The 14,400-nt window shown below is 39.8% G+C and carries 11 protein-coding genes; 2 read left to right on the top strand and 9 right to left on the bottom strand.

What is annotated here, in order from left to right; all coding sequences use genetic code 11:
* Nucleotides 1–327: 327 nt before the first annotated feature.
* The 3 genes from AC0VZ5_RS18535 to dgt all read right to left on the bottom strand — a co-directional run bounded on the left by AC0VZ5_RS18535 (nt 328) and on the right by dgt (nt 4,475).
* Nucleotides 328–1,176: a substrate-binding periplasmic protein gene (locus tag AC0VZ5_RS18535; protein ID WP_475474860.1), complete on the bottom strand. Its 849-nt coding sequence runs from the start codon at nt 1,174–1,176 to the stop codon at nt 328–330.
* A gap of 296 nt (nt 1,177–1,472) precedes the next feature.
* The gene (locus tag AC0VZ5_RS18530; RefSeq protein WP_475474859.1) at nt 1,473–2,918 is read right to left on the bottom strand and encodes a hypothetical protein; all 1,446 of its coding nucleotides are present in this window, start codon (nt 2,916–2,918) and stop codon (nt 1,473–1,475) included.
* Between the two features lie 93 nt (nt 2,919–3,011).
* Nucleotides 3,012–4,475 (bottom strand): dGTPase, encoded by a 1,464-nt coding sequence (gene dgt / locus AC0VZ5_RS18525; protein WP_464712123.1) that lies wholly within the window; start codon nt 4,473–4,475, stop codon nt 3,012–3,014.
* A 151-nt stretch (nt 4,476–4,626) separates the two neighbouring features.
* Between dgt and AC0VZ5_RS18520 the strand changes: the two genes are divergently transcribed.
* Entirely contained in the window at nt 4,627–5,841 is a 1,215-nt protein-coding gene (locus tag AC0VZ5_RS18520; protein WP_475474858.1) for an alkaline phosphatase family protein, read from the top strand.
* A 119-nt stretch (nt 5,842–5,960) separates the two neighbouring features.
* Here the strand turns inward: AC0VZ5_RS18520 and AC0VZ5_RS18515 are convergent, their stop codons facing one another.
* Together AC0VZ5_RS18515 and AC0VZ5_RS18510 are read right to left on the bottom strand one after the other, a co-directional pair.
* Entirely contained in the window at nt 5,961–6,704 is a 744-nt protein-coding gene (locus AC0VZ5_RS18515; RefSeq protein ID WP_178956999.1) for a zinc-dependent metalloprotease family protein, read from the bottom strand.
* 65 nt (nt 6,705–6,769) lie between these two features.
* On the bottom strand, nt 6,770–7,486 hold the full coding sequence (locus tag AC0VZ5_RS18510) for a hypothetical protein (RefSeq protein WP_475474857.1): 717 nt from the start codon (nt 7,484–7,486) through the stop codon (nt 6,770–6,772).
* A 367-nt stretch (nt 7,487–7,853) separates the two neighbouring features.
* On the opposite strand from AC0VZ5_RS18510, the gene AC0VZ5_RS18505 reads away from it, so the two are divergent.
* Entirely contained in the window at nt 7,854–9,011 is a 1,158-nt protein-coding gene (locus AC0VZ5_RS18505; RefSeq protein WP_198522883.1) for a benzoate/H(+) symporter BenE family transporter, read from the top strand.
* 134 nt (nt 9,012–9,145) lie between these two features.
* On the opposite strand, the gene hemH is transcribed toward AC0VZ5_RS18505, so the two are convergent.
* The 4 genes from hemH to AC0VZ5_RS18485 form a co-directional block, all read right to left on the bottom strand.
* On the bottom strand, nt 9,146–10,165 hold the full coding sequence (hemH, locus tag AC0VZ5_RS18500) for a ferrochelatase (RefSeq protein ID WP_475474856.1): 1,020 nt from the start codon (nt 10,163–10,165) through the stop codon (nt 9,146–9,148).
* Nucleotides 10,166–10,238: 73 nt separating this feature from the next.
* On the bottom strand, nt 10,239–11,576 hold the full coding sequence (gene nosR, locus AC0VZ5_RS18495; protein WP_138605720.1) for a response regulator c-di-GMP phosphodiesterase, NosR family: 1,338 nt from the start codon (nt 11,574–11,576) through the stop codon (nt 10,239–10,241).
* A gap of 81 nt (nt 11,577–11,657) precedes the next feature.
* Nucleotides 11,658–13,070, bottom strand: a complete 1,413-nt coding sequence (locus AC0VZ5_RS18490) for a sensor histidine kinase (protein ID WP_178956995.1) — start codon at nt 13,068–13,070, stop codon at nt 11,658–11,660.
* Nucleotides 13,067–14,251, bottom strand: a complete 1,185-nt coding sequence (locus AC0VZ5_RS18485; RefSeq protein ID WP_475474855.1) for an FIST signal transduction protein — start codon at nt 14,249–14,251, stop codon at nt 13,067–13,069. The genes AC0VZ5_RS18490 and AC0VZ5_RS18485 overlap by 4 nt, the downstream gene beginning before the upstream one ends.
* Nucleotides 14,252–14,400: the final 149 nt, after the last annotated feature.

Genomic DNA, 14,400 nt, shown 5'->3' with positions numbered 1-14,400 from the left:
ACGATTTCAACTTACCAATTAATACAATGAGGCAATTAAGCATGCTATTCGCCTCATTTTTTGAGGCGAATAATGGCGTGAAAGTAACCTAATTTAAAAGCGGTAGTTTTCGCGTCAACAAGCTTAACGGCTATGGTGGTAAAAGCAGCTTACTTCGAGTGACGAGCAGCGAGGCGCGGGTAAAATGCAAATGCCTATAAATACGCGATGTAAAATCGTTACTACAGAATAATATTTGGCTTTTGTACGGGCTTCGAGTAACGAGCTTTTGCTAAAACCTAGCTCGTAGCCCGAAACCCGCGTTCCAAACAATAAAGCCCCGCCAGGTCAGTCGGCCAGGGCGTTATTTGTGGGCTGATAAGCGCCATTATCTAACGCATCAAAGTAGGCTTGATAACGGCCGTTTTGCTTAAATTTAAGTAATTGCTGATTAAAAATTTCAAGCCGCTGTTTACTGTATTTGTTATTTTTAGGGAACATAATAAAGCTTTGGTTTATGAGTAAAGCTTTGGGATGATGGTTAATAGAGCTAAATAAGTTAGGTAACTTACTGGCCAAGATGTAATAGCCGACGCTTTTTTCTTCGGCAAAGGCGTCAATTCTGCCCATAGCTAAGCGTTTAAAGTTTTGCTCTGTGGTACTTACTCGCGACATATCAAATAGACCCGCTTGTAGTGCTTTATCAAACTCTTCGCCATAGCTGTAAGCAAGCCCACCACCGAGTAATAAGCCTTTTAAATCGTTTAGGTTTTGCCAATCAAAAGGGCGTTTTTTGTGATAAAAAAATACAAAACGCTCGTTTAATACAGGTTCACTGTAAAAATAATCCTCAGTGCGTTGTTGTTCAAACATCCATACGGCGGTGGCTGCGTATTTATCATTAATGGTGTCGTGGTAAGCACGCGGCCAAGGTAAAAAGGTAAAGTTAACCTTAATATTGGCTTGTGCAAATAAGTCGGTGATCAAATGGGCAATTACACCTTGGTGAGGCAATGATTCACTCATAAAAGGGGGCCATTCGCCGGTACTTATATTTAAAGTAGTGGTGTGTGTGGATTGCTCGTCTTTAGGTTGAATTGCTTCAATTGCGTTACTGTAATCACTCACCAAAGCCATCAGAAAAAAAGATGCGGTAAAAATAAGGTATCTTAATTTAGCTGATAACATCACGTGCATATGTATAGTTTACTCCTTCTGAGCCATTAGGTTGAGAGTGGCGCTGTTTAAAAAGTAGGCTATTGTAGTGAGTAAAACTGAATGCAGGCTTAAGTTAAATCAATCCGCAATAATACTTAATCATTTTACGGGGCTAAATATGTCGCTACCTGCGTTAAAAATTCTTTTTTATAACAACTAAATAGAAAACTTTTGCCTAGCTATCAACGCGTTTTTCCAGCCTCAAAATAGACCACTTAATTAAGCGAATTGGTACTAGATTTAAAGCCACCTTTGAATACGTTCAGCGTACTCTATTATTCTTTTGTTTGCATGTTTTTTGCACGTTCTTCAGCTTCAATTAGTGCTTGTGATTTAGGGGCGCGTTGTTTTTCTTCTATTTTCGGTTTTTGCGGAGAATTTGGATCCCAACTTTCATCAAGCGATAAGTTAGCAAATGGGTTGCTGCTTTTTGGCGGGATATCAGGCTTAGTGGGTTCAACTGGCGATACTTTTACTTGTTCTGGTTTTATCGCACTTTTTTTAGTGGGTAAGGGGGCGTTGGGATCGAAGGTGCGTATTTCAGGCTCTTTAAAGTCGTGCTCGGTAGATGGCATTAACGGTGAGCGCAGTTGTTTAGGCGAATGTAAGTCTGCCTTTGGCTGTTGAGGCGAAATGGGCTCAGCTGCAATAGGTGTTTCTTTTTTAGTCGCTGGTACAGGCTCGCTAGGCTGATTAACCGGCTTGCGCTGTTTTTTGATTGGTTTTGCTTCAGGGTCAAAGTCTCTTACTTGTGGCTCTGCATGCTCGGTGGCATTTTTTATCCGTTCTAAAGTGGCTTTAGCGGCGGCTTCAAACTCTGCGGTATTCGGTACTTGCTTTACTTTAACGGTGCTTACTTCGCTTGCGTCTAACTCGACACTTTCGGTTGTTGTTTGTTGCTCGTTTTTGCTGGTATCAAGAGTCTTAGATTCATCAATAGCAGTACTACTTTGCTTGTCATCGCACTTAGTAGGAGGAGCAGCTAGTGGCATACTAGTTTCAGCAGACGTGTTATTTTGCTTAACATTGCGCAGGCGCATCAATACAACAACTCCAACTATTACCACCAAGAGTAGCGCCACACTGGGTAATACTAGCGACAACATGTTTGATTCTTTAGGGATTGATGAGGCAACGCCTTTAACTTGCTCAGTGGCATTTACAGTAACCGGCATGGCCGTTTGTAAAGGCTCTACCGTGGTTTTTGTGACAGCTGAAGTTGTGTTGCTTTGGGGGGTTGTATCAATGCTAAATTGATCATTTTTTAGAGCATCATTTTGTTCTGCTGTTGTTTTATTGGTTTGCGGCTCATTAGGCTCGGTAGTTGCTGCTGGTTCAGTTGTGTTCTGAGTGCGCTCTGTACTTTGATTGGGCGCTGTTGCTAGTTGCTGTATAAGCGGTGACTTAGCTTGCTCTTGCCCAATGGGGGTTACAACTGATGAAACAGGCTCATTTACTTGCTGTTTAATAATTTTAGGTTTGGGTTGTTCAATAATAGGTTGCGCTTTAGGCTTTGCCGTTGATTGAGTACGTGTAGCCGGATTGCTGCAGTTTTTTTTGTAGTCGCGAGCAGCGTTACGGTACTTTCGGCTGGTTTTGTCATTGCTGTATTGCTGCATTTCTTGTTTTATAAGAATGCACATCGCTTCGTTGTAAGCGCTACTACTAGCACTATAAAACAAAGCAAAACAAAAAAATAAGCAACTCAGTAACGGTTTCATAAAACTCAAAAGCGGTTAAGCATCAATGCCCTAATTTTAAGCGCAAAGTAAAAAATTATCTAGGGCTTAGCAATTTCACGATCTGAGCATGGCTTAGTCAATAACCATTAAGCTACGGTACTCGTCGTAAGCAAATTGGTCGGTCATGCCGCTTATGTAATCTTGGATGAGTCTACATCTGTAATAAAACTCATAAGCCGCAAAGTGGTCGGGCTCTTCTTGCATGGCATTTATGGCGTGCTGATAGCTACTTAAATGTTTTTTAGAGAGCTTTTTAACTAATCGTGACTCTATTAATAAACGGTTGTCGCCATGTAGTGCGCGTTTAAAGTCGTCGCTAGTTAATTGTAGTAATGGCTTATAGCATTCTAGTAGGCCGTTAATAATACGATAGCCTTGTAGTTCGAGCTTTTCGACCTCTTTATGAGAAAATACATGCTCAAGTGCCACTTGTTTAAGGGCTTGGGTTGCAGCATGTAAGTAACTGCGATCTTCTAATAATGCATGATTAAAATCACCATGATAAATTGGCTCTATATTTTCAATAAAGCGTTTTGCGGCATGATTCACTAATGGATGCAGTAACGATACGCGTAAATAAATAAAAAATTCACTATTAAAATTAAAGGGCTGTGCTTGCGCGCGTTCAATAGCGTAATTAATTGCATCATCTACAAAGCTTTGGTGCTGGGTGTCGTTTAAGGCTAAGTTGATCAGCGCTTTTTGATACTGCTTTTTTAATTGCTCGCACAAATGCTGAGTGCTTATTATGTCTTTTTCTACCGCATCTTCTATGTCAGCCAAGCAATAAGAAATATCGTCAGCGGCTTCCATTATGTAACTGGCGGGATGGCGGCAATGCGGCTCCATTTTTAGCTCAGTTTGCAGTGCCTCTACAAAGCTTTTTTCACTGTAGTAGTAGCCCACTTTTTTCATAATGTAGTTTTTATTTTGTGGGATATCTTGCTTCGCTAAGCTGGCAGGGCGGGTGTACTTTAAAATTGCCGCACTTTGGCTGTAGGTTAAATTTAGGCTGAGCAGTGAGTGAATAATACGTATGCCTTGGGCGTTGCCTTCAAAACTGCAAATATCTTGCGCTAAATGTTTAAAAATAATGCCTATGCTGCTATTAGCTGTTTGGCAACGCTCAGGCGTAATACTTGCCAAGTTAGCATTAAACCAATTATTAATGGCGGCCTCGCCAAAGTGACCAAACGGCGGGTTACCAATATCGTGCATTAGGCAGGCCATTTCTACTAGGGTTTCTAGCGGGCGTTCTAAGCCGGATAAACCATATTCTTTTTGCTGTTGGTAATTTAGATTGGCAAAAACACGCTGCACGATAAATCGACCAACTTGTTGTACTTCTAATGAGTGAGTAAGACGTGAGCGCACTGCTGCGTTGCGCTCAAGCGGAAATACTTGGGTTTTTTGTTGCAGGCGACGAATGGCTGCGCTGTTAATAATGCGGCCACGATCGCTCTCAAGCGCCATTTGTAAATTGGCTGTAGTGCGCTGCATTCGCGCAGGGGTGATTTTGCTACTGAAGTCGATCATGGCAATCCTTTTTATTTTTCACGTTAAGCTCTTATTTAATGCAGAGTTATGTTTTTAGTGAGCCATCTTTAATCTATCAGCATGTATCATAAAGTAACAACTTGCTTTAATATTATTTTTTAAAATTAGCATACATCTATAGGTGTTTAAAATGAAATTATGGATCACAAAGGCAGTCTGTTTTTGCCTTTTGTTAGGGATGAATAATGCGTTTGCAGCCAAAGAGCAAACGGTTGTTATGATCTCAATTGATGGCTTGCGTTGGGATTATATTGAAAAGCACGGCGCACCCAATTTAAAAGCAATGGCTGAGCAAGGGGTTAGAGCACAAAAAATGCAGCCAGTTTACCCTACAAAAACGTTTCCTAACCATATTTCAGTGATCACCGGTTTACTGCCCGTTAACCACGGTATTGTTGATAATAAGTTCTGCGACAAAGCGCGCAATAATCAATGCTACAGCATGGGTAAAGGCCAAAAAGACAGTACTTGGGTACGTGGTACTCCATTATGGAATTTAGTAAAAATGCATGGGCTTAAATCGGCAGTGTATTTTTGGCCTGAGTCGGATGCGCGCTTTAATGGCATGACGCCTGATTACTATTTTCATTATTCTAAACAAGGTGACTACCAAGACAGAATTGACCAAATTGTACAATGGTTAAGTTTACCTAAGGCGCAGCGTCCACGTTTTGTAGCCAGTTACTTTTCGCTGGTTGATAGCATAGGGCATGAGTTTGGCCCAGATGCAGTACAAACACGTGACGCCGTTCATAAGTTAGATGCATTAATGGGGCAATTACGTACTCGCTTGAGCAAATTATCTCAGGATATTAATTTAGTAATTGTTTCTGATCATGGCATGGCAAAGGTTGATCCTGAGCAAAGCATTATTGTCAGCAGTTTACCTAAAGATGATAATTTTATTATTGTGAATACCGGACCTCGTTTACTTATTTATACTAAAAGCGATGCTAAAAATGCGGGTATTGATGCATATAAAGCACGCTTACAAAAAGCGGCTAAGGGGCGTTATAGTGTTTTAAGTAGTGAGCAGCTTGAAGGCTACCATTATAATAGCGGTAGTAGAGTGGGTGATATTGTGGTGCAAACCAATGCGCCTGCGGTATTTAGTAACGGTACTAAAGCGCCTTACTTAGGTACACATGGCTATGCTTATAGTGATGATATGGCTGCCTCCTTTATAGCAGCAGGTCCTGCGTTTAAAAAAGGTGTAAGTATTGAGCTGGTGAATAATTTAGATATTTATCCTGTGCTTGCCAAAGTAATGGGGTTAACGCTAATGAGTGAAGTAGATAGCGATGGCAAAACTTTACTTCCTGCAATAAAAGCAGGTAATGATTAATCATCAAAAAAGAGCGCCGAGGCGCTCCGCAAGGGAAACTTAATTGGTGTAAATGGGTAGTAATTTACCCATTTATTTAATGCTAATTCTTAGAATAAGCTCATTATTCACAATTGAGATTATTTAAAGTTGGCAATACTGGTTTTTGTGTCGGTTACAGTACGAATAGCATATGCTTGGTTAGTCACACCAAATGGAATACCGTTTACGCTCCAATTTGGGTTTGAGAAATAATCGTACTGAGTCGCACTACCAAACACATGCGGGTAAGCCATAATACTGGCAAATTCATTTTGTACACCGTGGCCCATGCCATCAACGTATACACCGCCACTAGTTGCGCCTTGTTTACGAGAGTGTGTCAGGCCTTGATTATGACCTAGTTCATGTACGAATGTTGTAGCACCACAATCAACAGCTGTAATTGAGTACATACGATCGCTCATTGAGCTGTATAAATTGCCATTTGTGCCTTGACCAACCCAAGCAATACCACATGAAATTAAACCGCTACCCGCACTTTGGCCTGTACCTAGTACGGCTACCATGTCTGCTTTCCAATCGTTACGTAAACCATTTACGTAGCTGCTATTTGTCACAGCGTCTAGCCAATCTTCTGAAGGGGTTATTGCGTGGCTACCTAAGTTTTGAGAGCCTACTAAACGCAGTGTAATATCAACGCCATTTTGGCTATATACTTGATTACTAAAAGCAATAAGCTGATTAATCTTAGTGTTAATATTACTGGTAGCGGCAGCTGATTGGTCGGTATATAAAATACCGATATCAATTGTTTCTGCTGATACTGTGCTTGCTGCACATAATGCTGTTGCAATAGCGGCTGTTGATATTATTTTTTTCATAGTCGTATTTCCTTTCTTTTATGATTGCAGTTTTACTGCTGTGTCGTCTTTGTTTAGATTAAAAATTAAATAGAGGGTGACTTTTCATCACTGGGTGCAAACGGATCTCCACCATCAGTATTTTTTGGCGAGGGTTCACCTACTTGGTGTTCTATATGTGATTTGTATAAGTCACGCTTTGCTGCAATCCAGCCATACTGTCCTTTGCTTTCAAACACATAGTTGCCACTTGGGGCTGTAAATTGACCATATACTGCATCCTTGCCAACGGTTAATATGGTGGTGTGCATTGCTCCATTAGCACCAATCACTTGGCCAACAATACTTTTATCGCCGTTACTTGCACTGGTAACGTTAGTTATTTCAGCGCTGTAGGTTTCTGCGGTTTGCGGTATAGCGAGATCAAAATTATCCCCTGCTTTAAGGGCTTTAAGTGCTGCTAAATCAAATTCTATATAGGCTTCATTTTGTAAATCGGTAGGCAGTACTTTTGCCGCTTTAAGTATTTCTTTGGCCTTAGTTGAAGGCTTATTTATTGCATCAAACGAGTCTTCAGTGTCGGCTAGTTTTTCTTCTGAGGGTTTGACTGTAACAGGGTCTTTACTCATATCAATTGGCAATGGCTTACGTGTTTGTTTTACAAACTCAGAATCAACAGGGACGATGTCTACGGCAATAGGGGCTACTGCCTCCTTATCGGTTTTTTTCTGATTCTCAAGCAGCGTATAAATGGCAAATACAGACAAAGGAATAGCGATAATTAAAACAATGTAACGTTTCATCTGTTTCTCTTTTAGGGTAATTGGTGAAATAATTGTTAAGTTTTATATTAAAAATAGGATGAGATCAAATTTAAATTGTAACCATAAAGTGTTAATGGGTTTTTTTATAACTCATTGTAAGTATTTACTTTGCCTTTTTTTGGTATGTGTTTTTAGCTTAAGAATTACGGCTTTTTACAGCAATAATGCGCTCTGCGGCTTGTTTTTAGGTACGCGTTTATTTTTTAAATGGCAATGATTTTGATAGGCAAAAATTGATCAATAAAAAAATTTATTAACGTGATGTTTTTTCATATTCATTATTCAAAATTGCAATGTAAAAATAGGCAAAGTATGTTGTAACGTTAAAGCATGAAATGAGGGAATTATGGCAGGGACTGATCAATTACTTAGTCGCACTATGGCGGGACTTGTTGCCGTTATTATTGGTTTTTCAAGTTCGATAGCATTGATTTACCAAGTGGTGATCACTTTAGGTGGCACACCTGACCTAGTGGCAAGCTGGATATTAATGCTGGGCTTGGTGATGGGCAGTACCTCTATTGTGTTGTCGTTTTATTATAAAGTGCCGATTTTAATTGCATGGTCGACCACAGGGGCTGCACTACTGATTTCAAGTGCTCAAGGCTATAGCTTACATGAAGCGATAGGCGCATTTATGTTATCAGCCTTTTTGGTGCTGGTGTCGGGAGTAACCGGGTGGTTTGAAAAAATCATGAACCGTATTCCTAGTGAACTGGCTTGTGCCATGTTAGCGGGAGTATTAGTGACATTTGGCATTGATGTGTTTAACTTTATGAACGATATGCCATTAGTTATTGGTTTAATGGTGGTGGTGTACTTTATTGGTAAGCGCTTTTTTGCCCGTTTTGCGATGCTAAGTGTGTTGCTAGCGGGTATATTTTTAGCGTGGTATATGGGTAATATCGATACCAGTACCGTGCATTGGCAAGCCAGTAGTTTTGCATATATAGCGCCAAGCTTTAGTTTGCAGGCATTTGTAAGTATAAGCATTCCTTTATACATAGTAACTATGACCTCACAAAACTTACCCGGTTTCGCTATTTTGAAAGCACATAATTATAAAGCGCCTATATCATCGTCATTAACTGTGACCGGGTTAATAAATTGTGTGACGGCTCCCTTTGGCACTTATTCTATAAATTTAGCAGCCATAACAGCGGCTATTTGTATGAGCGAAGAGGCTGATAAAGACCCTGATAAGCGTTATTGGGCAAGTATTGCTGGTGGCGTGTTTTATATAATAATGGCGCTATGTGCGGCTATGCTTGTGGCAATTGTGGCAAGCTTGCCACAAGCATTGGTGTTAGCGTTGGCGGGTATTGCTTTGTTTGGCACTATTGCCAATAGTTTACAGCAGTCTTTGCATAGTGCTGAATATACTGAAGCGGCTATCATTACTTTTTTAGTCACTGCCTCAGATTTAACTTTATGGTCGGTAGGCTCTGCCTGCTGGGGAATAATAGCCGGGGCAATCACATTAATAGTGACACGTAAGCGCTAAATTAGGTATTAAGTACGGGTATCGGGTGTCGAGCAACGGGTTTAGTACTGTGTGCGCGAGGTAAACTCCCACCTACCGTCAACCACCGCGCTTGGCTAGTGTCTGCCTGAAACCTGAAACCTCGAACCTTTGCTTTAAAGCATTGGCTTTAACACATCAAACATGGCGTCGATGTGATCGTCACGATCATTTAGGGCTGCAATGTATCGGTATTTTTCGCCGCCAGCTTCTTCAAAAATTTCTCGGTTTTCACCTTCTAATTCTTCAAGTGTTTCAAGGCAGTCGGCGCTAAATGCAGGGCTGATAATTGCGATATCTTTAATGCCTTCGCTAGGTAAGCTCTCAAGAGTTGCATCTGTGTATGGTTTTAACCATTCAGCTTTACCAAAGCGACTTTGAAAAGTAGTGATCACTTTATCTTTGTCTAGCCCTAGTTTTTCAACCACTAAACGCGTGGTTTGTTGGCATAGGCAATGATATGGGTCGCCATTATCTAAAAACTGTTTAGGCATACCGTGGTATGAAAACACCATTTTTTGTGGCATTCCGTGTTTTTCTAAATCTTCGCTAATGCTGTTAGCGAGTGATTCTAGGTAGGTTGGGTTTTTGTGATACCCATTTACAAAGTGCAGCTCTGGCACCCAGCGCCATTTTTTTAATACATTGGCAACCGCATCAAATGTGGAGCCTGTGGTTGGGCTTGAATACTGCGGGTAAAGCGGCAGCACAATAATACGGGTTAAACCTTTGTCTCTAAGCTCTTCAAGGCCCGCTTCGATTGATGGATTACCATAGCGCATCGCCATAACCACTTCGGTGTTGGTATAGCCATGCTGTTTTAATAAGGCATTTAATTTAAGGCTTTGCTGGCGTGTAATGTGAGTAAGCGGCGAGCCGTTTTCGGTCCATATACTTTTATATAACTTAGCTGAGCGTTTTGGACGAATGCGTAAGATAATGCCATGGAGAATTATCATCCACACAATGCGTGGAATTTCTACAATGCGTGGATCAGATAAAAACTCACGCAAGTAAACACGTAATGCGCTTGCTGTGGGGGCATCTGGGCTGCCTAAGTTGGTCAGTAATATTCCCGTTTTTTGGTTAAAACGCCCGTCGTGGGGATTATCGGTAACGGCAGAAAATCGCGACACGTTGTGCTCCTTCAAGCAAAGTTATTAATTTATTTAAGCCCATTGTAACGAATAAAAGAGCAATTTAGATCAATCATTTAGCTGTTTTAACCATAATTCTAAACGGAGTCGGCTTTTTGGCTTCGAGTTGTTGTAGCTTAACAATCGATTTTGAATTGAAAACATGCTCTTTGGGTAAAAGCATAATGCCTGTATGGCTGTGTAGTGAGTTTGCCAGTGTCATATTTTCTTCAAGCTCTTGAGCGCAAATTATTTTAATTGAGCCAATAGAACTATCAGAGGTAATTAATTTAGTATGGCTTGCTTCAAGTGCATCGACAATACGCGGGTGATATAAGCTACCACTATTGGCCTTAATATTACCGAGCGCCGCCTCATGGCGTTGTTTTGTTGTAAGTAATGGATCGCTTTGCTCATAATGCTCCCAGTAATCGCGAGCTACGCTGAGCACCATAGCACCAATGGGGATATCGTTTTTAGCAAGTCCTTTGGGGATACCTTGGCCGTTGTATCGCTCGAACTGGTGATAAATTGCATCAGAAACATCGCTCAAGTGAGTCGCTGGCATGAGCATTAATTGTGAAATACTCGGGTGGGTGTAAAACGTTTTGCGCTGTACTTCATTAAGTTCGTTAATAGGTTTGTTGTAAAGCTCAGGATCCATTGCAAGTAAACCAATTTGAGCTAAATATCCTGCAATAGGCGCAAGCGTGATACTTCTTTGCGATACATTAAGGTAACGCGCTATTTGCGTGCATGTGCCGGCAATGTTCTCTGCTCTTTTACCATCGAGATACGGATTTGCATTAATAAAATTATAAAGCAGTTCAACAGTCGATTGATGCTCTCTTTTTTCACTTTCATTAGCGACTTCTAGTTTTTTTAATACACTTCTAATTTGATTTGTTCGTTTATCGACCAGCTGCTCTAAATTAGTATTGAGCTCTTTTAGTTGCTGGTTCTGAGATTTTACATGCTGTTGTAAAATTTCATTTTGCTTTTTTAGTCTAAATTTTTCTACGCCTGACTGGATTACACTTACTAAGTGATCATTTTGCCAAGGTTTTTGCACATAAGCATGAATACCCCCTTCGTTAACCGCACTGATTGTTGACTCTAAATCGGAAAAGCCAGTTAACAAAATGCGTTGGCTATCGGGGGCGAGCTTTCTGGCTTTGGCTAAAAACTCTGCCCCGCTCATGTGTGGCATGCGCATGTCGCTTATTACGACGTCAAACTCTTTACTTTGCATTTTTTCAAGTGCATCTTGGCCATTGGTTGAAACACTCACATCAAATTTATATTGACGAAGTAAGCGTACTAAAGATTTGAGTACATTAGCTTCATCGTCCAAGCATAAGATGCTCGGAGGCTGTTGATTTAGCTGTTCTAATTGGGCAATGTCTGTCATTTATCTTCTTACCACCAACATAATTATAAGTTTAATTTAGTCTAAGCTTTGGCTGTAAACAACTGATAATGTATTAAAAATTCACTCTTTAGCGATTTTTTTTGCATTTAAAATACTCAATGCATCGTCAGTTAATATCGGTTTTTTAGGTAAGGTAATATTAAAAATAGTGCCTTGATTTATCTTACTTTTAACACTAATTAGGCCACTGTGTTGTTCTATTATTGCTTTACTGATAGCAAGCCCTAATCCTGTGCCTTGGCCAATTGGTTTTGTAGTAAAAAAAGGGTCAAAAATTTTATTTAATTTGTCCTCCTTAATTCCACTACCATTATCGGCAATCGTTATATAGGCATTTTTTTTATCGGCTTTAGTAGTAATAGTGATCACCCCAACTTTGTCGCAAATAGCTTGAGCGGCGTTAAAAAATAAATTTAAAAACACTTGGGAGAGTTGGGTCGAACGACCAGTGATGATGATTGGTTCTGTATTGTAGTGCTTTTCGACCTTGGCACTGTATTTAATTTCGCTCCAGGCAACACGTAATGTATTATCAATAAGCTCAGTTATATTTATATCGCCAATTTTAGTTTGATCTGGATGAGCAAATTGCCTTAACCCTTGAACAATCTCTTTAACGCGATCAGCCCCTTCAGTCATTTCAGCAATGATATCGCTTGAGTCTGATTGTAATCCATCAAATTGAAAATGTTGTAACAAATCTGCTAATGTTTGCTGCGTTATGACACTCTCTGTCTTAAGAGCGTTAATGAAATGGCTAAATTGCTCAAGGTTGTATGCCAAATTTTGAATGTTACTAACTATGTAACTTAAAGGATTATTTATTTCGTGCGCAACGCCTGCCGCCATTTGCCCTAACGAAGCCATTTTTTCAGAGTTAATTAACACTTGCTCGATGTTATTTTGTTTTTCCTCCATTTCTTTTTGTTTAACAAGTAAGTTTCGTTTTTCAAATTGTGAAATCGTATTACCTGCAAAACTGACAAAGCGCTGCATTAAAGTAATATCGTGCTGATTAAACGCGCCAATTTTTTCAGAAAAAATATAGAGCTGGTAGCTCTCTGTACTTGTATTTACTGGAGTGGTGAGCATGGCATATTGCGAATGCCAAAAAGGGTCGGTTACTTGCCAATTAGGGAGTTGATGTAAGTTAAATATATTTTTAATATTTCTATCGGGTCTATTAAGTACTTCCAGCTGGGTAATTATTGCATCGCTATTCGGATGCGACGCTGTAATTAACGTAGCCATTACATCTTTTGGATTTATTTTAATTAAAATAGCCGCAGAAAAGGCAATGGCCTGATGCAAAATATCAAAAAACTCAGTGAGTAAGGTTTCTGTGTTGTCGTTTTTTAAGATTATATCTAGACCATTTAAAATCAAGCTATTAAAGGCACGGTTTTCTTCAAGTGCTAAATTATGAACTTGTAATAAGTGTAGCTTTTCTAACAGTATTTCATTGTTACTCATATTGGGTCACCAAAAATTTCGCATGAGATCATTAAGTTACCATGTTTACTGGTCGCATCGCTGAATGTCCCGAGCTCCCCGAAAGTAAAGCCTATAATAAACGGAATAGTGGGAAGTTGTGTTTCAATAGATTGCTTTACTTCGTGCATTGCCTCTTTAATTGATAGCATACAACCACCGCAAAAAATAATAACACCACCGGTAATATTTTTTATAGCATGGAGTTCTGCCAATTTAGTTAATGAGGTGACAACCATATCAGCTCGCTTTATTAATTGCTCTGGGCTTCCTGAGGCAAGGTAAACCGTATCGCCAACATGTAGGTTAGAAAATAATTCTAACGATCCATTTTTTGCTATAGCTGGATGACTTAACAATAATCGTGGGATTTCATCATTTGAAGCAAGAGCTCTTGATAGCGGGGTCATTGCTGATTGGGCAAGTATATTTCCCGCTTTTAACTGTCCAAACCCTAGGTTTTTACGCCATTGATTATAAACATCAAAAGCGGGCTGGTTATCGATTGTTTTTAATAAACGTCCTTCAATATTGGTAACTATGCCCTGCTGGTTGGTTATATCGTAGCCTGAACTATAAAAGCCGAATGTTTCTACAGACGGATATAACACCGCAATGATAAAACCTTGTTGGTATACATTTTTAGTATCGCTGAAACACCACTTTGCCGAAATGTCGTTATCAGCGCAACTTCCTTCAAAAACAGGTATACGCTGCCCAATAGCATCTTGGATTCCTTGTAGCACTAGTTCTTCGTTCCCTGGGACTTGAAAGCACCAGACCATTTTTGGGGCGAGTCCTGTTTGGCCTGCATTAGCAATAGCTCGGAGTACAGTGTTAGCTGCATTTTCTCTTAGGTTATTAGTTGTATTGCAACTGGCAATTCCATAATGACCCGTTGAGTCTTTGATAGAGAATAAACTAATACTTTGCTCATTTAACGATAAATTTTTTTCGGTTGATGAGCCAAGACAGGAGGAGATGATTAAGCAATTTTGAGTGTTTTTTATCACGTTGGGCTGGCTATTATAAAGATATTTAATGGTATCGGTTGTAGCAAACCCGAGCAGTAAATCGGGACTGTTGTTTGTAAACTGACTTACAGGTTTGATAAATTTATCTATATCGCTGCCGTGAGTGTGAAAAGTTTCAATGGCGAACATAGATGCCCCTTGGTAATAATAGCCACAACGCTGGATGTTTTTAACTAAAAATAATCACTTAGAATTTATTCTAGACTATTATTATATAAAGTGAACTGGATGGCTTATTTTTAAAAAGTATCATTTTTGTTTAAGTTGTATCTAGTGAT

This window comes from Pseudoalteromonas sp. QJM3NY_12, assembly GCF_056173165.1.
The sequence above is the reverse complement of the archived record's forward strand: the minus strand, read 5'-3'. Positions and strand labels throughout refer to the sequence as shown.

Bases quoted from the DNA above. Each gene is read 5' to 3' on its own strand.
- AC0VZ5_RS18530 (WP_475474859.1), bottom strand. From the start codon at position 2,918: ATGAAACCGTTACTGAGTTGCTTATTTTTTTGTTTTGCTTTGTTTTAT.
- nosR (WP_138605720.1), bottom strand. From the start codon at position 11,576: ATGACAGACATTGCCCAATTAGAACAGCTAAATCAACAGCCTCCGAGC.
- AC0VZ5_RS18515 (WP_178956999.1), bottom strand. From the start codon at position 6,704: ATGAAAAAAATAATATCAACAGCCGCTATTGCAACAGCATTATGTGCA.
- AC0VZ5_RS18490 (WP_178956995.1), bottom strand. From the start codon at position 13,070: ATGAGTAACAATGAAATACTGTTAGAAAAGCTACACTTATTACAAGTT.
- AC0VZ5_RS18535 (WP_475474860.1), bottom strand. From the start codon at position 1,176: ATGCACGTGATGTTATCAGCTAAATTAAGATACCTTATTTTTACCGCA.
- AC0VZ5_RS18510 (WP_475474857.1), bottom strand. From the start codon at position 7,486: ATGAAACGTTACATTGTTTTAATTATCGCTATTCCTTTGTCTGTATTT.
- AC0VZ5_RS18520 (WP_475474858.1), top strand. From the start codon at position 4,627: ATGAAATTATGGATCACAAAGGCAGTCTGTTTTTGCCTTTTGTTAGGG.
- dgt (WP_464712123.1), bottom strand. From the start codon at position 4,475: ATGATCGACTTCAGTAGCAAAATCACCCCTGCGCGAATGCAGCGCACT.
- AC0VZ5_RS18505 (WP_198522883.1), top strand. From the start codon at position 7,854: ATGGCAGGGACTGATCAATTACTTAGTCGCACTATGGCGGGACTTGTT.
- AC0VZ5_RS18485 (WP_475474855.1), bottom strand. From the start codon at position 14,251: ATGTTCGCCATTGAAACTTTTCACACTCACGGCAGCGATATAGATAAA.